Here is a 22,521-nt window from a genome sequence, read left to right as displayed (position 1 = left end):
AGAGTGGACGAATCTGCCTAAACGCTATAAAGGCTGCTGAGAACTGTCCTCGGCCTTGCTCGGTTTGTTCAGTTGCAGGCGCAGGCCATGTACCAGAAGAGCTACGGTCAGGCTCAAGGCCACGCCGATCAGTGCGTTGAGCAGGCGTACCTCCGCCAGGTGCCAGTCCTGTGCAAGGCTCTCGGCCAGGAGCACGAAGCACAGGCTGGTCTGCAGCACGAACAAGCCGTAGTGATTGGCCTGCAGCGCACGGCTGAGAATCACCAGCACCAGTAAGGTCATGACCATCGTGGGTGGGCTTTGCAGGCTGTGGCCGAAGAGGATCAGCAAGCCGGCGGCAGCGAGGCTGGCCAGGCTCGCCTGCAGCGCTCGCACCAGGCTGCCCTGGAATTCCAGCTGTAACGTGGTGATGACTGTCAGCGTCAGCCAGTAACCACGTGACAAACCGGCCAGATTGACGATCAGCCCTGACGCGGCAAAAGCCAGCATGCAGGCCAGGGCATGCAGGCGCCATTGCTGACGAGGCAGGCGCTGCGCGTGACGCTTGAGTACCTTGAGGATGGCCAGGAAACGCGGCATGTACGGCCACATGCGCAGGCCATGCAGGCCACGCAGCCCGAAGGCCAGCAGCATGACCCAGAGCCCACCGAGAACGAACAGCATGGCCACTGCATAAGGGTTGTGCAGATTCCCAATGCCGAATTGTCCCTGGCCGAGGCACAGGCAGATGCACAGACCGATACCCAACTTGCCGGCTTCGCTGCCGAAACGTTGTAGCCAGGCCAGCAGCAGGCCGAAAGCAGCGAAAATGCCCAGGCTGATAAGCGGGTGGCTGGCGGCCCAGAAACCCAGGCCGGCGCTGCAAGCACCCAGGCCGGTGAGCAGTAGCATGCGCAGCATGCCGAAACGGTGCAGTGGATTTGCCTGGGCGGCCTGAAAGGCGCCAGCCGAAGCCCAGAGAAAACCACTGTGAGCGGTGAACAGGCCCAGTACCAGCGGCAAGGCGCAGCCCAGCCCGGCGACCACGGCCGGGCCCCAGGCCGGCGGACCGGCATGCCAGGTGAAACTGTTGCGAATCAGGTTCTTCATGCGCTCTTTTCGTCAGATCGGGCTCGAACGGCCCGTCATCTCCCTCGCCATTTCCGTAGCGTAGCTGTCCGTCATGCCAGCGATGAAGTCGATCACTCGCATGAACGAGCGATACAGGGGCCAACCCGGCTCAGGTGCGTAGTAGCTGAGCAGGTCGAGAATGCGCCGGTGCTTGAACGACAGCGCACGCCCACTGTGTTGCTCCAGTGCCGCACCGCAGAAGGCGTTGAGGAGAATTTCCAGCGTGGTGTAGGCGCCGATCTCATGCAGCGTCTTGCGCTTGTCGTGGAAGATCTTCTCGCGCGCCAGTGACTTTGCGCTCTGCACGCAGTGCTTGGCGGCACCATGCATGTGTTCGACCAGATCGCCCTGCAGGCCGCCGCCAAGGAGGGCGTGCTGCTGCTCGACGAAAGCGCTGGCGGCCGCGTTGGTCAGGTGTTCGATGGCCTTGCCGCGCAGGATCGCCAGCTTGCGCCGGCGCGAGTCTCTGGGGCCGAGTTGGCGATAGGTTTCCGGCAGGTCATCGCCTACCAGATCGAGTAGCAGTGCCTCGACTTCGGTGTAGTCGAGCAGCTCCATTTCCACGCCGTCTTCCAGGTCGATCAGGCCGTAGCAGATGTCGTCCGCAGCCTCCATCAGATAGACCAGCGGGTGACGCGCCCAGCGCTGCGTTTCCAGTTGCGGCAGTTCGAGCTTGGCGGCGATCTGTTCGAGCAGCGGCAGCTCGCTCTGGTAGCAGCCGAATTTGTGCTTCTTGTAGCCCTGTGCGTCCGCGTGGCGGGCCGTCCAGGGGTATTTGAGGTAGGTGCCGAGGGTCGCGTAGGTCAGCCGTGTACCACCGTCGAACTGGTGATATTCCAGCTGGGTGAGTACACGAAAGCCCTGGGCATTGCCTTCGAAATTGAGAAAGTCGCCGCGTTCGGCATCGCTCATCGCATCCAGCCAGCCGCGCCCGGCGGCTTGCTGAAACCAGTGGCGAATGGCGTCTTCGCCGGAATGACCAAACGGCGGGTTGCCGATATCGTGGGCCAGGCAGGCGGACTGCACCACCATGCCCAGGTCGCTCGGCGTGCACCAGTGGGGCAGGTCGTCACGCAACATCTCACCGACGCGCATGGCCAGCGAACGGCCGACGCAGCTGACCTCCAGCGAGTGGGTCAGGCGGGTGTGGATATGGTCGTTACTCGAAACAGGATGCACCTGAGTCTTGCGCCCGAGGCGGCGGAACGCACCCGAGAAGATGATGCGGTCATGATCCTTGTGGAAGGGACTGCGTCCCAGCTCTGCAGAGCTGGGCGCAGGTTTACCGAGACGTTCGCGGGTGAGCAGGGTGTGCCAATCCAAGGCTGATCCTCGCCAAGTTGATCCAGGCTTCCTAGCTTCGGCGTTCGCGCAGCGCTGCGCAACCCGAGGTAGGGATGAGGTGCGTCGTGTTGGCATGACGCCTGGGTGGATTCTGCATTCGGAGAGCTTGAGAGGAGGTAATAATTATCCAATCGTCAATTTATTGGCTTTTTAACATATACTTATTGCTTATATTGAGGTTGTTTACGTGTTGTGACGGGTATTTGACTAATTGCTGTGAAGGGGTTTAAGTAATAGTTGTGATCGTTTGTTATTTGACGGTGTGCGGTGAAGGAGAGGACGCCGCGTACTGGTAGTAGAGATTGCTAGGGAGAACGTCATGGACAGCTTGCTGTTGCGCCGGACCATGCACCCCGTATCAGCGAGGCGCAGTTGCCACGCCTTCATTGTTCATCTGCCTATTTCCCGTGCACCGACCTTGCTGGAGCCGAGTCGACTCGCTCTGGCGTGCTGGCCCTGTGGGCCGTCTGGTCGTTGGTAGCTGTCTCGGCCTGGAGGCCTCAGTCGAGTCGACCGTTTGTCAGACGACGTGCGTATATCGCCGGTGTGCGGGTTAAGGCGTGCACACAGGAGCGACAGCCGGGCGTCGGGGAGATGCAGCATGAAACCTTTATCACCCAGCTCGGGTCCGACCGAGGCACAGAGCACTGTTTGCCCCGCTGATGGAGAGCTGGCGCCGCCTGGGCAGTTATCACGGCGCAGTTTTCTTCAAGGTAGTGCGGCAATGGCCGCGGCGCCGCTGATCCTGGCGCCCAGTCGTAGCGAGGCGGTGGTGCCGCCTAGCCCGCCGACCATTGCCTGGCAGGAGTTTCTGCCCAATGAGCCGGCGCTGCTTTACGGCAGCACGCTCAATCCGCCGCCTACCGAGCATGCCAACACCGTCGCCGGCGAGGCCGGGCGGCCGGCTCATCAGCGCTGGGCCGAGTTCGGCCCGCAGGCAGAGCACTACGAGCTGCATGCAGCGCAGCGCGAGGGTTGGGTGTTCAATCCGGCCTATCCGCCACAGCCGGTATGGACCTTCCAGGCCGCCGTTGCGGATCTGTCCGTGCTCAGCCCGGTGGTGCACTCGCACTACGGCCACCCGATGATCTGCCGCATCTACAATGACTTGCCGGCCAACCACACTGGTTTTGGTACGCCGGAGATCAGCACCCACCTGCACAATGCCCACGTCGGTTCGGAGAGTGACGGTTTTGCCGGCGACTACTACAGCGCCACCAAGGCCGGGCCCAATCTGACCGCGCCAGGCGGTTTCAAGGACCACCTTTACTCCAACATCTACGCCGGCTACGACGAACTGCAGAACGGCATCGGCGATTACCGCGAGGCCCTCGGCACGCTGTTCTACCACGACCATACCCTGGACTTCACAGCGCCTAACATCGTCCGCGGGCTGATGGGCTTCTTCCTGCTGTTCGATCATCTCGACTCGGGCAACGAGAAGGACCCGAACCCCGCGGCCTTGCGTCTGCCCAGCCACCCCTACGACTACCCGCTGAGCTTCTGCGATCGGCGTTTCGACCCCAACGGCATCCTTTATTACGACCAGGTCAGCCCCGAGGGCATCCTCGGCGACAAGACCATAGTCAATGGCAAGATCCAGCCAGTACTGCGGGTAGCACGGCGCAAGTACCGGCTGCGCCTGCTCAACGGTGGGCCGAGCCGCTTTTACCAGTTCTACCTGGTGCGGCCGAACAACGTCATCCAGCCTTTCACCTACATCGCCAACGACGGCAACCTGCTGGAAAAACCACTGCTCAACCAGACCAACGTGCGCCTGGGCGTGGCCGAACGAGCTGATATTGTGGTGGATTTCTCGCGCTACCCGGTGGGCACTGAGCTTTACCTGGCCAACCGCCTGACCCACCGCCCGGAAGACACTCGTCGGCCTTATCAGGTGGTTGCGCCCGGCGATCGGGTGTTGAAGATAGTGGTCGACCGTGAGCCGCCGGAGCAGGACCTGAGCCGGGTGCCCAGCACCCTGCGGCCGCTGCCGCCGTTGCCGACGACCGCCCAGCTGGCGGCACTGCCGGTGCGCAGGTTCCTCTTCGAGCGCCGACAGAACATGTGGGCGATCAATGGTCAGTTCATCAATCTCAACGTTCCGCGCGCTTTGGTGCCCATGGGGGCCATGGAGATCTGGGAGTTGTACAGCGTCGATGACGGCTGGGATCACCCTGTACATATCCATTTCGAGGAGGGCCGTCTGCTGAGCAAGACCACCGATGGCCGCAACGTGGTCATCCCGGTGCATGAGCGCGGCCGCAAGGATGTGTTCAACATTTCCGACCGTACGGTTCTGCGCGTGCTGATGCGTTTTCGCGATTACAAGGGCAAGTACGTGATGCACTGCCACAACCTGATCCACGAAGACCACGCCATGATGCTGCGTTGGGACATCGTCTGAGCCAGCAGGAGGTTTGCCATGAATACGCGAAGAAAGGTGCTGGCAGGGCTTGGCGTTGCCGCGTTCGGTTGGGCCGCCTGGCACTCGGGCAGTAGCCTGCAGCAGCCAGCCGCGCCGCTGGCCGGGGTGGGCGGTACGCGCTTTCCCAATGTCCCGCTGCTGACCCACGAGGGGCGTGAAGTGCGCTTCTACGACGACCTGGTGCGCGGCAAGGTGGTGGCGATCAACATGATGTACGCCCAGTGCAGCAACAGTTGCCCGGCTACCACCGCCAACCTGCGCCTGGTGCAGGAGATGCTCGGTGAACGTGCCGGACGCGATGTGCACCTGTATTCGCTGACGCTGCAACCGGAGCTGGACAGCCCCGAGCGTCTGCGCGAGTACGTCGAGCGCCACCATATCGGTCCGGGCTGGCAGTTCCTTACCGGCGCGCGCGCCGATATCGAGCAACTGCGTCGCGCCCTGGGTTTTTATGACGTCGACCCGGTGGTTGACCTCAACGACCTCAGCCATACCGGCATGCTGCGCATCGGCAACGACGCGCTGGACCGCTGGACCATGGCGCCGTCGCAGACCGATGCCGCGCAGATCTTGTCGACCATCAATCATGTCGACAGCAAGGTGGTGCACACCGCTTATCGTCCGCATGAGGCGCCTGCCGAGCAGCTAGCGCAGGCGTAGACGTTCTACTTGCACGCGGCCGCCAGCATCGAGGCGGCCGCGCACCTGCACGTAGGCGCCGGGGCGTGGTGCATCGTCGAGGCGCGTGCGGGCATCGATCAGCAGCGCCAGCCCGTCCAGCTTGCCGGCATCATCCAGGCGGCCATGCAGACGTACTCGGGCGCCCACCGGCACGGCTGCTGGCTGCCCGGTAGCATCGCGTGCGCCTTGTTCGATCCAGGCCACGATCAGGTCGATTTCCGCATCCGCGAGATAGGGAGGACCGTCGTAAGGCATGCGGGGTCGCGCCTGGCCACGAATGCGCCGCACCAGCTCGCTGGCTGCGGGGTTACCGGGCACCACGCGGGCGCGCTCGTTGCTGGCCAGGGTTGCTGCGTAACTCGACAGCAGATAACCCTCGGGAGCCGGACCCATCAGGCCGCTGGCGGAATGGCAGGTAGCGCAGCGGCGTAGCAGGATGGCTTCGACGTGGCGGTAGTCGATCGCCTCGTCAGGCGTTGGCAGGGTGACGGCAGGCCGGGTGGCGATTTCGCTGCCCGCTGGCAGGCCGGCGTTTATCCAGCGTTCGACCATGGTGATCTCGGCGGCATCGAGGAAGGGCGGGCCGCTCAGCGGCATGCGTGGTTGGCTGCTGCCTGTCAGGCGGCGCAGCAGCTCACTGCCGGCGGCATCGCCAGCGTGGACCACCGGCCCGCGCTGGCTGCCGCGCAACAGATTCTCCAGGCTGTCCAGGCGCAGACCCAATGGGGCCTGCGCGCCGCTGTGGCAGACCAGGCAGCGGTTGGCCAGAAGCGGAGCGATGTCGCCGTGATAGGTCGGGGACACGGCGGCCAGTACGCTGGCGCTGAGCAGTAGCGGGATGAACAGGCGCAGGGCTAGCCAGGGCATAAGCGCAGCCTCGGAGACTGGGGCAGATCATTCAGCCGTTCGGCGCGAAGCTTCTGTGGGCAGGGATGTATCCGAGAAACGCCTGGTTCGACTGTGCCGAGAGAAGTCCGACAACCTGTTGCTTTAGCCTAGCTGCCTCCTCAGAAACCGGCAGCGTCGATGTCTACCAGCAGCAGGCGACGACCATTGTCGATGAACTGGCCTGCCGTCAGGCAATACTGGTTGGTGGTGGCATCGCGGTAGGTGGTGGAGAGCGTCAGGCGCCGCTCTTCCCAGCCTTCGGCCAGCAGTTGATAGAAGTAGGGACGCCATGACCAGTTATGCCCAAGGTAGCGGTCATCGGCCTGCCAGATGTTCTGGCGCCACTGCAGGTTGGGTGTGAGTTGGGTGCCGTGGCGGTCGCACTGATAGATGCGCAACAGCCAGGGATAGTTGTCCGGCGCATTGAGGCTCGTTGCCGGGGCGCCACTTTCGGCCCAGAACCTGAGTTCGGACATCAATTCGGCCAGTTGCTGGCGCAGGCTGACCAGGCGCGCGCGCTCGGCGAGTTTCTGTTGTACGTAGCTGTCACGCAGGCGCGCGAAACGGCCGACGAAGGCGTCGCTGGCGAACAGTTCCTCCTCCGGCCTGGCGAACAGGAACCCCTGGACGTAACGGGCGCCGCACTCGAGGGCGAAGTTCAGCTCGGCTTCGGTTTCCACCCCTTCGGCGATGATCCAGCAACCGGTCTTTTCGGCCATCTGTGCCAGGGCCTTGACCACTTCGCCGCTAGGGCCGCCGCGAGCGGCCTCCTGGAACAGACGCATGTCCAGCTTGAGGATGTCCGGCTGCAGTGCCAGCACGCGGTCGAGCTGCGAATAGCCAGCGCCGAAATCGTCGATGGCGATGCGTGCTCCGGCCTCACGGTAGCGCGCTACCACGTCGGGTAAGCGCTGGCTGGCACCGCCCAGTTCGGTGATCTCGAAGACGATGCGTGCTGGGTCGATACCGCTGCGCTGCAGTTGAATCAGGCTGGGCAGTGGCTGCGCCGGGCGCAGGCGGCTGATCCAGCGTGGTGAAATGTTCAGGCTCAGGAACCAGTCCGCGGGGGCTTGGTGGAAGCGCTGCAGGGCATCTTCGCGCACTTGCCGGTCAAGGCGGCGCAGAGCGGCGGGCGGGGTTTTCGGATCAGCGAAAAGCGGCCCGGCCGAGTGTGCCTGGCCGTTGGCATCGCGCAGCCGAGCCAGCGCTTCGACGCCGGCGATACGGCCGGTGGCGGTGTCGATGAAGGGTTGGAAGACGGCAAAAGGCAGTCCGTCGATCACCTGGGGTGTCCTTAGCGCTGAGCGGTTGAGCCGCCTGGTGGCGGCTGGGTTGCTCAACCAAGCAAGATCGCGGCCAGCCCAGGTCTAGACCAGCTTCCGCTTCAGTCGATGCCGCTTTGCCGGCGCCGAAGTAGCGGTGCAATGATCAATGCCAGGCGTAACCAGCGACGCCAACCGCGTTTGCCTCCGAGCAGCCCGGCCAGTGCCAGTGCGCCGCCAGTGAGCAAAAAGGGTGCATTGCCCTGGCGCAGGCGCTGTCCGTACTCGCGTACCTGTTTGAGTGGTTGGCTGATCTGCAGCATTTCATGGCGCAATTCCTGGCGGTGCATCTCCAGACGCATGCGCAGCACGGCTTTACGAAGTTCACGGCGCGAGGCGCCTGGAGGCAAGTTCGGCGTCATGGCAGCAGTTGCTCGCGGTCACGTTGCAGTTCTTCAAGGCTGGCGCTGAACGGCGGCTCGGCGTTGCGCAGACTGGTCAGCAGCCAGGCGCCGCAAACGAGCAGGCCAAAACCGTAGAACAGGCACAGGCCGGTGGCGACTGCCAGACGGTGCGTATCCCAGTAGACGATCAGCAGCAGAGCGGACAGACCTATCAGCAGGAGCAGGGCGAAGGCCAGGCACAGACCGCCAAGGAGCAGCGCACGTAGTGCCTGGTTGCGTTGGTCTTCGAGTTCATGAGCGAGCAGCGCCACGTGGCCCTGGAGCAGGCCCAACAGGGCTGCACCCAGGCGCCGTGGCGAGGGGCCGTTGGACATGGGCGCTGTCAACGGCGGCTGATCAGTAGGCCGAGCACCAAGCCGATAGCGGCCGACAGGCCGAGCGCCTGCCACGGGTGCTTGTGCACGTAATCCTCAGTGGCGTCGACGGCGATCTTGCCCTGTTCGCGCAGGCTGGACTCGGCTTTGTGCAAGGTGTCACGGGCACGGTCAAGACTGCTGCGAATGTCATCGCGCAGCGCTTCGGCCTGTTCACCAGCGAGGCTGGCGGAATGTTGCAGGAGCTTCTCGGTGTCGCTGACCAGAGCCTGGAATTCATCCAGCAGGGCGTCCTTGGTGCTTGGAGTAGCGGCTTTGCGTGGCATGGTGAGCAGTCCTCTGCGTTGGGGATGTACTGTTTACGAGTGCTCTGCTGCGTGAGGGTTCCGCAAGAATAGTCGTGAAGTGACCGGTTTGGTGTTTGGTATAGCGATTGCATTTTGCTGGTGCGCGAAGGTCGCGAAATGCCCTGTGATGGGGCTTTCTCGATGCGGCTCAGGATGGTCAATTTCGCGCATAACCATTTGATTAACAAGAAATAAGCATCGATCAGTCAGTCTTTGGTGGCGCTATTTTGGGGCCGTCAGACAGCACTTTTCGAGGGCGCGCTGCATGTGTTGGCTGCATTGTGGTGCGCATTTTCGGTTTTGTGCCTTTGTTTGGTGCTTTTTCTTCTGCCTCCGGAGTTTTCTTTCTCGATGGAAAACATCAACAGTGCCGTGGCCACGCTGATCCACGGCTCCAATACCCTGTTCATCCTGCTGGGTGCAATCATGGTCCTGGCCATGCATGCCGGGTTTGCCTTCCTTGAAGTGGGAACGGTGCGGCAGAAAAACCAGGTCAACGCGCTATCGAAGATTCTCTCGGATTTCGCCATCTCCGCCCTGGCGTATTTCTTCATCGGCTACTGGATCGCCTACGGCATCAACTTCTTTGAGCCGGCGGCGGTGCTGACGGAGAACCACGGGTACGGTCTGGTGAAGTTCTTCTTCCTGCTGACCTTCGCGGCGGCGATTCCGGCAATCATCTCCGGTGGTATCGCCGAGCGCGCCAGATTCGGCCCGCAGCTATGCGCCACGGCGTTGATCGTGGCGTTCGTCTACCCCTTCTTCGAAGGCATGATCTGGAATGGCAACTACGGTTTCCAGGCTTGGCTCGAGACTCGCTTCGGCGCAGGCTTCCATGATTTTGCCGGTTCGGTGGTGGTGCATGCCATGGGCGGTTGGTTGGCCTTCGGCGCGGTGTTGTTGCTGGGGCGTCGCAATGGTCGCTATCGCGACGGCAAGCTGGTGGCCATGGCGCCGTCGAACATTCCATTCCTGGCGCTGGGCTCGTGGATTCTGATCATCGGCTGGTTCGGCTTCAACGTGATGAGTGCGCAGACGCTCGAAGGCGTCAGTGGCCTGGTGGCGGTCAACTCGCTGATGGCCATGGTCGGTGGTACCGTCGCCGCGCTGCTGGTAGGGCGCAATGACCCAGGCTTCCTGCACAACGGCCCGCTGGCTGGTCTGGTCGCCATCTGCGCCGGCTCGGACCTGATGCACCCGATTGGCGCCCTGGCCACTGGCGCGATTGCCGGTGCGCTGTTCGTCTGGGCATTCACCGCGACTCAGGTGAAGTGGAAGATCGACGACGTGCTCGGCGTCTGGCCGCTGCATGGCCTGTGCGGCATCTGGGGCGGCATCGCTTGCGGCATCTTCGGCCTCGAAGCATTCGGTGGCCTGGGAGGCGTCAGCCTGGCCAGCCAGGTGATCGGCACTGCGCTGGGCGTGGTGGTCGCGCTGGTCGGTGGCTTTGCGGTATACGGCCTGCTCAAGGTGTCTTTGGGCATTCGCCTGAGTCAGGAAGAGGAATACAACGGCGCCGACCTGTCGATCCACAAGATCGGTGCGGTGAGTCAGGATTGAGCCATTACCGGGTGCTGCCAGCCAGTGCCCGGAACAGGCAATAAAAAAGTTCTTCGCATAGTTTGTGGAAAGTGCGGGTTGAGACCGTACTGGCAAGTTTATGTGCGTATCGCTTACTGACTTAGCACTATCCGTTATCGCGTGCGCTGAGCGTTTGGGTTGCGCCCCTTACGGGCGCCACACCTTTCTTGCTTGCCCAAGAACGGTGTGGCAAAGAAGGGCACCCCGACATCCGGGTTTCGCTACGCGAAACTTGATTCGCTTTGCTCACCCTTCGGGCCAGCCTGCGGCTGTTACTTCGCTTCGCTGCGTTTCCTCATTCCGGCGCTGCTCCGGGGTGTTGATGCTTCGGTCGAATGGATCGAAAGCGGTTTGAAAGAGGTGGTTGACAGCGGTTTTGAACGCTGTAGAATGCGCCTCCCGCTGGAGAGAAGAAGTTCTGATTGAAGGCGCAAGTGGTTGAGTAGAAAGAAGTTTCTCCGGAAACAAATTCGAAAAACAGCTTGACAGATAGAGAGGCTGCTGTAGAATGCGCGCCTCGGTTGAGACGAAAGGCTTAACCAACTGTTCTTTAACAACTGAATCAAGCAATTCGTGTGGGTGCTTGTGAGGTAAGACTGATAGTCAACTGATTATCAGCATCACAAAGCAACACTCGTTAATTCGAGAGTTACCTTTCATTAATTTGAAAGTTTTGCGATTGCTGAGCCAAGTTTAGGGTTTTCTCAAAACCCAAGCAGTATTGAACTGAAGAGTTTGATCATGGCTCAGATTGAACGCTGGCGGCAGGCCTAACACATGCAAGTCGAGCGGATGAGAGGAGCTTGCTCCTTGATTTAGCGGCGGACGGGTGAGTAATGCCTAGGAATCTGCCTGGTAGTGGGGGATAACGTCCGGAAACGGGCGCTAATACCGCATACGTCCTACGGGAGAAAGCAGGGGACCTTCGGGCCTTGCGCTATCAGATGAGCCTAGGTCGGATTAGCTTGTTGGTGAGGTAATGGCTCACCAAGGCGACGATCCGTAACTGGTCTGAGAGGATGATCAGTCACACTGGAACTGAGACACGGTCCAGACTCCTACGGGAGGCAGCAGTGGGGAATATTGGACAATGGGCGAAAGCCTGATCCAGCCATGCCGCGTGTGTGAAGAAGGTCTTCGGATTGTAAAGCACTTTAAGTTGGGAGGAAGGGCATTAACCTAATACGTTAGTGTTTTGACGTTACCGACAGAATAAGCACCGGCTAACTTCGTGCCAGCAGCCGCGGTAATACGAAGGGTGCAAGCGTTAATCGGAATTACTGGGCGTAAAGCGCGCGTAGGTGGTTCGTTAAGTTGGATGTGAAAGCCCCGGGCTCAACCTGGGAACTGCATCCAAAACTGGCGAGCTAGAGTACGGTAGAGGGTGGTGGAATTTCCTGTGTAGCGGTGAAATGCGTAGATATAGGAAGGAACACCAGTGGCGAAGGCGACCACCTGGACTGATACTGACACTGAGGTGCGAAAGCGTGGGGAGCAAACAGGATTAGATACCCTGGTAGTCCACGCCGTAAACGATGTCAACTAGCCGTTGGGTTCCTTGAGAACTTAGTGGCGCAGCTAACGCATTAAGTTGACCGCCTGGGGAGTACGGCCGCAAGGTTAAAACTCAAATGAATTGACGGGGGCCCGCACAAGCGGTGGAGCATGTGGTTTAATTCGAAGCAACGCGAAGAACCTTACCTGGCCTTGACATGCTGAGAACTTTCCAGAGATGGATTGGTGCCTTCGGGAACTCAGACACAGGTGCTGCATGGCTGTCGTCAGCTCGTGTCGTGAGATGTTGGGTTAAGTCCCGTAACGAGCGCAACCCTTGTCCTTAGTTACCAGCACGTTATGGTGGGCACTCTAAGGAGACTGCCGGTGACAAACCGGAGGAAGGTGGGGATGACGTCAAGTCATCATGGCCCTTACGGCCAGGGCTACACACGTGCTACAATGGTCGGTACAAAGGGTTGCCAAGCCGCGAGGTGGAGCTAATCCCATAAAACCGATCGTAGTCCGGATCGCAGTCTGCAACTCGACTGCGTGAAGTCGGAATCGCTAGTAATCGTGAATCAGAATGTCACGGTGAATACGTTCCCGGGCCTTGTACACACCGCCCGTCACACCATGGGAGTGGGTTGCTCCAGAAGTAGCTAGTCTAACCTTCGGGGGGACGGTTACCACGGAGTGATTCATGACTGGGGTGAAGTCGTAACAAGGTAGCCGTAGGGGAACCTGCGGCTGGATCACCTCCTTAATCGAAGACATCAGCTTCTTCATGAGTATCCACACGAATTGCTTGATTCATAGTCGAAGACGATGCTGTAACGCGACCCTGTTATAGGTCTGTAGCTCAGTTGGTTAGAGCGCACCCCTGATAAGGGTGAGGTCGGCAGTTCAAATCTGCCCAGACCTACCAATTGCTTGGTGCAGAAGAATACGGGGCCATAGCTCAGCTGGGAGAGCGCCTGCCTTGCACGCAGGAGGTCAGCGGTTCGATCCCGCTTGGCTCCACCACTCTCTACGCGGTTGCGGTGTGAAGTGAAAGAGTTCAGAAATGAGCGCTTCAGGGTAAGCCTGATGAGTGCTGATTTCTGGTCTTTTGACCGGTACGAATATCGTTCTTTAAAAATTTGGATATGTGATAGAAGTGACTGATTAATTGCTTTCACTGGCAATTGATCTGGTCAAGGTAAAATTTGTAGTTCTCAAGACGCAAATTTTCGGCGAATGTCGTCTTCACGATTGAGACAGTAACCAGATTGCTTGGGGTTATATGGTCAAGTGAAGAAGCGCATACGGTGGATGCCTTGGCAGTCAGAGGCGATGAAAGACGTGGTAGCCTGCGAAAAGCTTTGGGGAGTCGGCAAACAGACTGTGATCCAGAGATCTCTGAATGGGGGAACCCACCCGGCATAAGCCGGGTATCTTGTACTGAATCCATAGGTGCAAGAGGCGAACCAGGGGAACTGAAACATCTAAGTACCCTGAGGAAAAGAAATCAACCGAGATTCCCTAAGTAGTGGCGAGCGAACGGGGACTAGCCCTTAAGTTGATTTGAGTGTAGTGGAAGGCTCTGGAAAGTGCCGCCGTAGTGGGTGATAGCCCCGTACACGAAACGCTCTTATCAATGAAATCGAGTAGGACGGGGCACGAGAAACCTTGTCTGAACATGGGGGGACCATCCTCCAAGGCTAAATACTACTGACTGACCGATAGTGAACTAGTACCGTGAGGGAAAGGCGAAAAGAACCCCGGAGAGGGGAGTGAAATAGATCCTGAAACCGTATGCGTACAAGCAGTGGGAGCCTACTTTGTTGGGTGACTGCGTACCTTTTGTATAATGGGTCAGCGACTTATATTCAGTGGCGAGCTTAACCGAATAGGGGAGGCGTAGCGAAAGCGAGTCTTAATAGGGCGCTTTAGTCGCTGGGTATAGACCCGAAACCGGGCGATCTATCCATGGGCAGGTTGAAGGTTAGGTAACACTGACTGGAGGACCGAACCGACTACCGTTGAAAAGTTAGCGGATGACCTGTGGATCGGAGTGAAAGGCTAATCAAGCTCGGAGATAGCTGGTTCTCCTCGAAAGCTATTTAGGTAGCGCCTCGTGTATCACTGCTGGGGGTAGAGCACTGTTTCGGCTAGGGGGTCATCCCGACTTACCAAACCGATGCAAACTCCGAATACCAGCAAGTGTCAGCACGGGAGACACACGGCGGGTGCTAACGTCCGTCGTGAAAAGGGAAACAACCCAGACCGTCAGCTAAGGTCCCAAAGTTATGGTTAAGTGGGAAACGATGTGGGAAGGCTTAGACAGCTAGGAGGTTGGCTTAGAAGCAGCCATCCTTTAAAGAAAGCGTAATAGCTCACTAGTCGAGTCGGCCTGCGCGGAAGATGTAACGGGGCTCAAACCATACACCGAAGCTACGGGTTCATCCTTTGGATGAGCGGTAGAGGAGCGTTCTGTAAGCCTGTGAAGGTGAGTTGAGAAGCTTGCTGGAGGTATCAGAAGTGCGAATGCTGACATGAGTAACGACAATGCGAGTGAAAAACTTGCACGCCGAAAGACCAAGGTTTCCTGCGCAACGTTAATCGACGCAGGGTTAGTCGGCCCCTAAGGCGAGGCAGAAATGCGTAGTCGATGGGAAACGGGTTAATATTCCCGTACTTCTAGTTACTGCGATGGAGGGACGGAGAAGGCTAGGCCAGCACGGCGTTGGTTGTCCGTGTTTAAGGTGGTAGGCTGAGATCTTAGGTAAATCCGGGATCTTAAGGCCGAGAGCTGATGACGAGCGTTCTTTTAGAATGCGAAGTGGTTGATGCCATGCTTCCAGGAAAAGCTTCTAAGCTTCAGGTAACTAGGAACCGTACCCCAAACCGACACAGGTGGTTAGGTAGAGAATACCAAGGCGCTTGAGAGAACTCGGGTGAAGGAACTAGGCAAAATGGCACCGTAACTTCGGGAGAAGGTGCGCCGGTGAGGGTGAAGTATTTACTACGTAAGCCCATGCCGGTCGAAGATACCAGGCCGCTGCGACTGTTTATTAAAAACACAGCACTCTGCAAACACGAAAGTGGACGTATAGGGTGTGACGCCTGCCCGGTGCCGGAAGGTTAATTGATGGGGTTAGCGCAAGCGAAGCTCTTGATCGAAGCCCCGGTAAACGGCGGCCGTAACTATAACGGTCCTAAGGTAGCGAAATTCCTTGTCGGGTAAGTTCCGACCTGCACGAATGGCGTAACGATGGCGGCGCTGTCTCCACCCGAGACTCAGTGAAATTGAAATCGCTGTGAAGATGCAGTGTATCCGCGGCTAGACGGAAAGACCCCGTGAACCTTTACTATAGCTTTGCACTGGACTTTGAGCTTGCTTGTGTAGGATAGGTGGGAGGCTTTGAAGTGGGGACGCCAGTTCTCATGGAGCCAACCTTGAAATACCACCCTGGCAACCTTGAGGTTCTAACTCTGGTCCGTTATCCGGATCGAGGACAGTGTATGGTGGGTAGTTTGACTGGGGCGGTCTCCTCCCAAAGAGTAACGGAGGAGTACGAAGGTGCGCTCAGACCGGTCGGAAATCGGTCGTAGAGTATAAAGGCAAAAGCGCGCTTGACTGCGAGACAGACACGTCGAGCAGGTACGAAAGTAGGTCTTAGTGATCCGGTGGTTCTGTATGGAAGGGCCATCGCTCAACGGATAAAAGGTACTCCGGGGATAACAGGCTGATACCGCCCAAGAGTTCATATCGACGGCGGTGTTTGGCACCTCGATGTCGGCTCATCACATCCTGGGGCTGAAGCCGGTCCCAAGGGTATGGCTGTTCGCCATTTAAAGTGGTACGCGAGCTGGGTTTAGAACGTCGTGAGACAGTTCGGTCCCTATCTGCCGTGGACGTTTGAGATTTGAGAGGGGCTGACCTTAGTACGAGAGGACCGGGTTGGACGAACCTCTGGTGTTCCGGTTGTCACGCCAGTGGCATTGCCGGGTAGCTATGTTCGGAAAAGATAACCGCTGAAAGCATCTAAGCGGGAAACTTGCCTCAAGATGAGATCTCACTGGAGCCTTGAGCTCCCTGAAGGGCCGTCGAAGACTACGACGTTGATAGGTGGGGTGTGTAAGCGCTGTGAGGCGTTGAGCTAACCCATACTAATTGCCCGTGAGGCTTGACCATATAACACCCAAACAATCTGCGAAGGCATAAGCCGGAGACAGAGGGTGTCGATGGTGAAGTCGACAGAAAGCCGAAAATTTGCAAGAACTACAAATTATCTATCACGTATCCAAGGGATAGCGCCTAACCGCGAGATCCCAACCGAATTGCTTGACGACCATAGAGCGTTGGAACCACCTGATCCCATCCCGAACTCAGTAGTGAAACGACGCATCGCCGATGGTAGTGTGGTGCTTCACCATGTGAGAGTAGGTCATCGTCAAGCTCCTATACGAAACCCCAGATCGCCAACGCGGTCTGGGGTTTNTCAGCGAGCGAATAGACCGCGCCAATATGGGGGCGCAGTTGGCCGCGCTCGACCAATGCCTTCAGTTCATCGAGCTTGCCGCGGTTCTGGCGGGTGAAGACGAAGTGGTAGCTGGCGTTCTTGCCCCAGGCCTGAATGAGGTTCTGCGGCTTGGCGATGTCCACGATCGAAACCACACGGCCGAGCTGGGCGAGCGCATCGGGGCTGCGGGTCAAGGTGTCGCCGCCGATGGTGTCGAAGATCACATCCACGCCTTGGCCATCGGTTTCCCGCAGGATAGCGTCAACGTAATCCTCTTGTTCGTAGTCGATGACCACGTCGGCACCCATACCCCGGGCGAACTCGAAGTTCGCTTCACGCACGGTGGTGAACACCCGGGCGCCAATGGCTTTGGCCACCTGGATCGCCACGTGGCCGACGCCACCGGCGCCGCCGTGGATCAGAATGCTTTCCCCGACCCTCAGCGATACACGGCCGACCAGTGCTTCCCAGACTGTCCCGCCTACCAGCGTCAGGCTTGCCGCCTCGAGATGGCTCAGCGATGCCGGCTTCTTGCCGATGATGCTTTCGGACGCCACGTGGTACTCGGCATAACTGCCGTCGCCTTCGAAAATCTGCGTGGTGTACCAGACTTCGTCACCTGGCACGAAGCTCGTCACACCCGGGCCGATGGCTTCGACGACGCCGGAGACGTCATGCCCGGTAATGGCGGGGAGAGGGACGTAATCAACGTAGTCGCCACGACGTACCTGGTAATCCAGCGGGTTGATGGAGGTTGCGTGAACCCGCACCAGTACTTGTCCTGCCTGCGGTGCGGGTTTGGCCACTTCGCTCAGTTCGAACGCGTTCGGGCCGCCAAAGGATTTGAGTACTTGCGCTTTCATTGTGGTTCCTCGCTTCTGGAAAAAGGGATATAGGGAATTTTCGATATATTGACACGTAAACGTGCTCGTTCACGTTGGGCATTAACGATGCCCGGTGTGCTCANGGGTGTGCCATTGCGCCCCCTCTCCCTAACCCTCTCCCCGAGGGGAGAGGGGACTGTCCGGCGCTACGTTGGCGCTTGCTGTCAGCTCATCCCGGATTGCATCCGGGCTACGGTGCGCACGGCGCACCCTACGCGGCGCCAGCCATACGCACCGCTGCAATCAATCGCCCAACGCCGCCAGCTGATCGGCCTGGTACTCGGCCAGCAGCGGCTCGATCACGGCCTCGACACCACCGGCTATCACTTCATTGAGCGAATACAGGGTCAGGTTGATGCGGTGGTCGGTCACCCGGCCCTGCGGAAAGTTGTAGGTACGGATGCGCTCGGAGCGGTCGCCGGAGCCCACCAGCAGCTTGCGCGTCTCGGATATTTCCTTGTGCGCCGCCGCTTCCTGCTGGTCCTGCAGCTTGGCTGCCAGCCAGGCCATGGCCTTGGCGCGGTTCTTGTGCTGCGAGCGCTCTTCCTGACACTCAACCACAGTGCCGGTGGGAATGTGGGTGATGCGGATCGCCGAGTCAGTGGTGTTGACGTGCTGACCACCGGCGCCGGAGCTGCGGTAGGTATCGACGCGCAAGTCAGCCGGATTGATCTCGATGGCAGCCTGCTCGTCCGGCTCCGGCAACACCGCCACGGTGCAGGCCGAGGTATGAATACGGCCCTGGGACTCGGTTTCCGGCACACGCTGCACACGATGAGCGCCGGACTCGAACTTGAGCTTGGCGTAGACGTTGTCGCCTTCGACACGGGCAATCACTTCCTTGAAACCGCCGTGCTCGCCCTCGTTGGCCGACAGCACCTCTACCCGCCAGCCCTGCTTCTCGGCATAGCGCGAATACATGCGGAACAGGTCGCCGGAGAAGATCGCTGCCTCGTCGCCGCCTGTGCCGGCACGCACTTCCAGGTAGACGTTACGGCCGTCGTTGGGGTCTTTCGGCAGCAGCATGCGCTGCAGCTTGTCCTCCAGGGTGACCAGCGCTTCCTTGGCCTGGGCCACCTCCTCTTCGGCCATCTCGCGCATATCCGCGTCGCTGTCCTTGAGTAGCGCCTGGGCACCTTCGAGGTCGCCCTGCACCTTGCGCAGCTCGCGGAAGGTGGCGATTACTGGCTCGATCTCGGCATATTCCTTGGAATAGGCGCGAAATTGCGTCTGTTTGGAAATCACCTCGGCGTCGCCGAGCAGCGCCGTCAGTTCCTCGAAACGGTCGCTGAGATTGTCCAGCTTGTTCAACAGTGAAGCTTTCATTGCAGACCTTTGTCCTGCGGCGCGCTCTCGTCGAGGGCGAACAATTCCTGGGCCAGGCTGAGCGCGTCGACGCGCCCCTCGGCAGTAAGTTTCTTCATGCGCACGCTGGGTGCGTGCAGCAGCTTGTTGGTCAGGCCACGGGCCAGCTGCGCCAGTACGTCTTCGGGGTTGCTGCCGTTGGCCAGCATGCGCTGGGCCTTGGCCAGCTCATCGTCGCGCAGGCGCTCGGCCTGCTGACGGTAGGCCTTGAGCACATCGACCGCAGCCAGCTCACGCAGGCGCTGCATGAAGTCGTCGGTGCCGGCGGCCACCAGTTCCTCGGCAGCCTGCGCCGCGCCCTGGCGGCTCTTGAGGTTTTCCTCGATGACTTCGTGCAGGTCATCGACGGTATAGAGGTAGACGTCATCCAGCTCGCCCACCTGCGACTCGATATCGCGCGGCACGGCGATGTCGACCATGAAGATCGGCTTGTGCCTGCGCTTTTTCAGCGCACTTTCCACCGCGCCCTTGCCGAGAATCGGCAACTGGCTGGCAGTGGAGCTGATGACGATATCGCTGTGCGCCAGCACGTCAGGGATGTCCGAGAGCAGCACGGCATGCGCACCGAACTGCTCGGCCAGCTGACTGGCGCGCTCCAGGGTGCGGTTGGCGACGACGATACGCTTGATGCCCTGGTCATGCAGGTGGCGCGCCACCAGGCTGATGGTCTCGCCGGCACCAATCAGCAACGCCTGGCTGCGGTGCAGGTCGGAGAAAATCTGCTTGGCCAGGCTGACTGCAGCGAAGGCCACCGATACCGGGTTCTCGCCAATGGCGGTATCGGTGCGTACGGTCTTGGCGGTGCTGAAGGTGGCCTGGAACAACCGCCCCAACAGCGGCCCGACGGTGCCGGCCTCGCGCGCCACGGCGTAGGCAGACTTGAGCTGGCCAAGAATCTGTGGCTCGCCCAGCACCATGGAGTCGAGCCCGCACGCCACGCGCATCATGTGCCGCACCGCATCGTCCTCGCTGTGCACATAGGCGCAGGCACGCAGTTCGTCGACGCTCAGGCGATGATAATCAGCCAGCCACTGCAACACTTCGTCGCTGCTCAGCTGATCCTGCTCCAGGTACAGCTCGCTGCGATTGCAGGTAGAGAGGATCGCCGCCTCACGGCTGGGCGTCAGCCGGCACAGCTGCTGCAGGGCTTCGACCAGTTGCTCCGGGGTGAAAGCAACGCGCTCGCGCACCTCTACCGAGGCGGTCTTGTGGTTGATACCGAGGGCGATAAAGGCCATGCAGGGTCGCTGAGGGGCAATACGGAAGCCGGCAATTGTCCTACTTCGCCCCCGAGAGAACAACTCCCGCGACCTATTGTCCCAATAGACAGTTCGCCGCATCGTCCTGGCCAGTGGGCTTGCCCCAAGGCTTGTGTCATGATGCCGCGAACGTCGCAGGGCACGAGCCGGCACGGCCGTCGCCCCGGAATAACGCACGACAAGGCACTATGAACAGACCCCTCGCGTTGCTCACTGCACTCGCCTTCCTCAGCGGCTGCCAAACCTTCGCCCCCAGTGAACCGGACGGTACGCCGCCGGTACAGGAAGCCGACCAGACCGCCCAGCTGGAACCGAGCGAATACGGCTCGTTCAGCCAGGAAACCCTGTTCGCCCTGCTCACCGCCGAGCTGGCCGGCCAACGCAATCGCTTCGACATCGCCCTCGGCAACTACGTGCAGCAGGCCAACGCCACCGGCGATGCCGGCGTCGCCGAACGCGCCTTCCGCATTGCCGAATACCTCGGCGCCGAACAGGCTGCGCTCGACAGTGCACTGATCTGGGCTAGGAACGCGCCAAGCAACATCGACGCCCAGCGCGCCGCCGCCGTGCAATTGGCCCGCGCCGGCCGTTACGACGAATCCATGACTTATATGGAGCAGGTGCTGCAGCGCCAGGGCGATACCCACTTCGATTTCCTCGCCCTGTCTGCCGCCGAGACCGACCCGGACACCCGCGCCGGCCTGCTGCAAGGCTTCGACCGCCTGCTGAGCAAGAACCCGAACAACAGCCAGCTGCTGTTCGGCAAGGCCATCCTTCTGCAACAGGACGGCCGCGCCGAAGAGGCCCTTCAACTGCTCGAAGACCATGCAGCGAGCAGCAACGAAGTGTCGCCGATCCTGCTGCGCGCCCGCCTGCTGCAGAGCCTCGGCCGTGGTGACGAAGCCCTGCCGCTGCTGCACAAAGGCATCCGCAACAACCCCGAAGACAAACGCCTGCGCCTGACCTACGCGCGCCTGCTGGTCGAGCAGGATCGCCTTGACGACGCCAAGGGCGAGTTCTCCAAGCTGGTGCAGGAAAACCCCAACGACGACGACCTGCGTTTCTCCCTGGCCCTGGTGTGCCTGGAAGCCGAAGCCTGGGAAGAGGCCATCGTCTATCTGGAAGAGCTGGTCGAACGCCGCAGCCATGTCGATGCCGCGCACTACAACCTCGGCCGCGCCTACGAGGCGCTGAACGACAACGACAGTGCCCTGCAGGAATACAACCTGGTCGGCCCGAGCAACGACTACCTGCCGGCCCAGCAACGCCAGGCCGAGCTGCTGTTCGCCCAACAGCGCAGCGAAGAAGCCAGCGCACGCCTGGCCCAGGCACGTGACGCACAGCCCGATTACGCCATCCAGCTGTACCTGATCGAAGCCGAAGGCCTGAGCAATGACCAGCAGGTCGAGCCGGCCTGGAAGGTGATCAACGAGGGCCTGAAGCAATTCCCCAACGACCTGAACCTGCTCTATACCCGCGCCATGCTCGCGGAAAAGCGCGATGACCTGGCGCAGCTGGAAACCGACCTGCGCTACATCATCGAGCGCGAGCCGGAGCACGCCATGGCGCTCAACGCCCTCGGCTACACCCTGGCTGACCGCACCACGCGCTACGAAGAAGCGCGTGACCTGATCGCCAAGGCGCACCTGCTCAACCCGGATGACCCGGCGATTCTCGACAGCCTCGGCTGGGTCAACTACCGCCTGGGCAACCTGGACGAGGCCGAGCGTCTGCTGCGCCAGGCCCTGGAGAAATTCCCCGATCACGAAGTGGCAGCCCACCTCGGCGAAGTGCTCTGGGCCCAGGGCAAGCAGCGCGAAGCTCGACGTATCTGGGGCGACGCCCTCGCCGAAACGCCCGACAGCCCCATTCTGCGTGACACGCTGTTGCGCCTGACCGGTTCCGAGACTCTTTGATGCTTCGTCACCTACTCGTATTCAGCCTCCTCGCCCTGCTCGCCGGCTGCGCCGGCCTCACCTCGCACGAAGCGCTGGAAGGCCAGGGCGACCCGGCCAAGTGGAAAGCCCACAAACAGCAGATCACCCAGCTCGACGGCTGGCAGATCAACGGCAAGATCGGCATCCGCGCCCCACGTGACTCCGGCAGTGCCACGCTGTTCTGGCTGCAGCGCCAGGATTACTACGACATTCGCCTGTCCGGCCCGCTGGGTGGCGGAGCCGCACGCCTAACCGGCCGCCCGGGTGACATCCTGCTGGAAGTGTCCAACCGTGGCCGCTTCCGCGCCGAATCGCCGGAAGCGCTGCTGCAAGAGCAACTGCGCCTGGACCTGCCGGTCTCCAACCTGCTCTGGTGGATTCGCGGCCTGCCCGCCCCGGACAGCCGCAGCCGCATCACCCTCGACGGCGAAAGCCACCTGGCGCGCCTGGAACAGGACGGCTGGCAGGTGGAATACCAGCGCTACACCGAGCAGAACGGCTACGCTCTGCCGGAGCGCCTGAAGCTCTATGGCCAGGACCTGGAAGTGACCCTGGTGATCAAGGACTGGCAACCGCGTCAGCTCGGTCAATAAGCTCACTGCAGATCCTGTGGGAGGGGCTTCAGCCGCGACATTGGCTTGCTCCGTCGCCGCTG

At 60.3% G+C, this 22,521-nt stretch carries 15 protein-coding genes, 2 tRNA genes and 3 rRNA genes; 10 read left to right on the top strand and 10 right to left on the bottom strand.

From position 1 onward, the window contains the following. Positions 1–24: 24 nt before the first annotated feature. Positions 25–1,089 (bottom strand): FUSC family protein, encoded by a 1,065-nt coding sequence (locus tag GV002_RS17670; protein ID WP_160019611.1) that lies wholly within the window; start codon positions 1,087–1,089, stop codon positions 25–27. Between the two features lie 12 nt (positions 1,090–1,101). Beyond that, positions 1,102–2,433 (bottom strand): deoxyguanosinetriphosphate triphosphohydrolase, encoded by a 1,332-nt coding sequence (locus GV002_RS17665; protein WP_160019610.1) that lies wholly within the window; start codon positions 2,431–2,433, stop codon positions 1,102–1,104. 622 nt (positions 2,434–3,055) lie between these two features. Between GV002_RS17665 and GV002_RS17660 the strand changes: the two genes are divergently transcribed. Beyond that, positions 3,056–4,861, top strand: coding sequence for a multicopper oxidase domain-containing protein (locus GV002_RS17660; protein ID WP_160019609.1), 1,806 nt, complete (start codon positions 3,056–3,058; stop codon positions 4,859–4,861). Positions 4,862–4,879: 18 nt separating this feature from the next. Further along, a complete protein-coding gene (locus GV002_RS17655; RefSeq protein ID WP_160019608.1) occupies positions 4,880–5,542 on the top strand; it encodes an SCO family protein in 663 nt (220 codons plus the stop codon). Here GV002_RS17655 and GV002_RS17650 read toward each other — a convergent pair. From GV002_RS17650 to GV002_RS17630, 5 genes are all read right to left on the bottom strand, one after another. Beyond that, a complete protein-coding gene (locus tag GV002_RS17650) occupies positions 5,528–6,430 on the bottom strand; it encodes a c-type cytochrome domain-containing protein (protein WP_160019607.1) in 903 nt (300 codons plus the stop codon). The two genes, GV002_RS17655 and GV002_RS17650, sit on opposite strands and share 15 nt — an antisense overlap. 140 nt (positions 6,431–6,570) lie before the next feature. After that, on the bottom strand, positions 6,571–7,734 hold the full coding sequence (locus GV002_RS17645) for an EAL domain-containing protein (protein ID WP_160019606.1): 1,164 nt from the start codon (positions 7,732–7,734) through the stop codon (positions 6,571–6,573). Between the two features lie 101 nt (positions 7,735–7,835). After that, positions 7,836–8,135 carry a hypothetical protein gene (locus GV002_RS17640; RefSeq protein ID WP_160019605.1) on the bottom strand — a complete coding sequence of 100 codons (300 nt, stop codon included), beginning with the start codon at positions 8,133–8,135 and terminating at the stop codon, positions 7,836–7,838. After that, positions 8,132–8,491, bottom strand: coding sequence for a phage holin family protein (locus GV002_RS17635; protein ID WP_160019604.1), 360 nt, complete (start codon positions 8,489–8,491; stop codon positions 8,132–8,134). Before GV002_RS17635 ends, GV002_RS17640 begins: the two co-directional genes overlap by 4 nt. 8 nt (positions 8,492–8,499) lie before the next feature. After that, positions 8,500–8,817 carry a DUF883 family protein gene (locus GV002_RS17630; RefSeq protein ID WP_074918103.1) on the bottom strand — a complete coding sequence of 106 codons (318 nt, stop codon included), beginning with the start codon at positions 8,815–8,817 and terminating at the stop codon, positions 8,500–8,502. 372 nt (positions 8,818–9,189) lie between these two features. Here GV002_RS17630 and GV002_RS17625 point away from each other — a divergent pair, with 372 nt between their 5' ends. The 6 genes from GV002_RS17625 (at position 9,190) to rrf (ending at position 16,358) form a co-directional block, all read left to right on the top strand. Next, positions 9,190–10,398 (top strand): ammonium transporter, encoded by a 1,209-nt coding sequence (locus tag GV002_RS17625; protein ID WP_160019603.1) that lies wholly within the window; start codon positions 9,190–9,192, stop codon positions 10,396–10,398. A 744-nt stretch (positions 10,399–11,142) separates the two neighbouring features. Next, positions 11,143–12,679: ribosomal RNA gene (locus GV002_RS17620) — 16S ribosomal RNA — on the top strand. A gap of 85 nt (positions 12,680–12,764) precedes the next feature. Further along, positions 12,765–12,841 (top strand) — tRNA-Ile (locus tag GV002_RS17615). A gap of 22 nt (positions 12,842–12,863) precedes the next feature. Beyond that, positions 12,864–12,939 (top strand) — tRNA-Ala (locus tag GV002_RS17610). A gap of 261 nt (positions 12,940–13,200) precedes the next feature. Further along, a 23S ribosomal RNA gene (locus tag GV002_RS17605) occupies positions 13,201–16,093 on the top strand. Positions 16,094–16,242: 149 nt separating this feature from the next. After that, positions 16,243–16,358 (top strand): 5S ribosomal RNA (rrf, locus tag GV002_RS17600). The 16S, 23S and 5S rRNA genes sit together here with 2 tRNA genes alongside, the layout of an rRNA operon. 42 nt (positions 16,359–16,400) lie before the next feature. Here the strand turns inward: rrf and GV002_RS17595 are convergent. The 3 genes from GV002_RS17595 to hemA all read right to left on the bottom strand — a co-directional run. After that, positions 16,401–17,284: zinc-dependent alcohol dehydrogenase family protein (locus GV002_RS17595; RefSeq protein WP_160020196.1), on the bottom strand; the 884-nt coding region annotated here is incomplete at its 3' end. A gap of 264 nt (positions 17,285–17,548) precedes the next feature. Then, the gene (prfA, locus tag GV002_RS17590) at positions 17,549–18,631 is read right to left on the bottom strand and encodes a peptide chain release factor 1 (RefSeq protein WP_160019602.1); all 1,083 of its coding nucleotides are present in this window, start codon (positions 18,629–18,631) and stop codon (positions 17,549–17,551) included. Beyond that, the gene (gene hemA, locus GV002_RS17585) at positions 18,628–19,908 is read right to left on the bottom strand and encodes a glutamyl-tRNA reductase (RefSeq protein ID WP_160019601.1); all 1,281 of its coding nucleotides are present in this window, start codon (positions 19,906–19,908) and stop codon (positions 18,628–18,630) included. The genes prfA and hemA overlap by 4 nt, the downstream gene beginning before the upstream one ends. Positions 19,909–20,117: 209 nt before the next feature. Between hemA and GV002_RS17580 the strand changes: the two genes are divergently transcribed. Then, entirely contained in the window at positions 20,118–21,845 is a 1,728-nt protein-coding gene (locus GV002_RS17580) for a tetratricopeptide repeat protein (protein WP_160019600.1), read from the top strand. Beyond that, positions 21,842–22,459 (top strand): lipoprotein insertase outer membrane protein LolB, encoded by a 618-nt coding sequence (lolB, locus tag GV002_RS17575; protein ID WP_160019599.1) that lies wholly within the window; start codon positions 21,842–21,844, stop codon positions 22,457–22,459. Before GV002_RS17580 ends, lolB begins: the two co-directional genes overlap by 4 nt. Positions 22,460–22,521 lie beyond the last annotated feature (62 nt).

Source organism: Pseudomonas sp. 8O (assembly GCF_902506495.1).
GTDB classification, from domain to species: Bacteria; Pseudomonadota; Gammaproteobacteria; order Pseudomonadales; family Pseudomonadaceae; genus Aquipseudomonas; species Aquipseudomonas chaetocerotis.
Note: the sequence above shows the minus strand (reverse complement) of the source record. Positions and strands in the feature narration are given on the sequence as shown.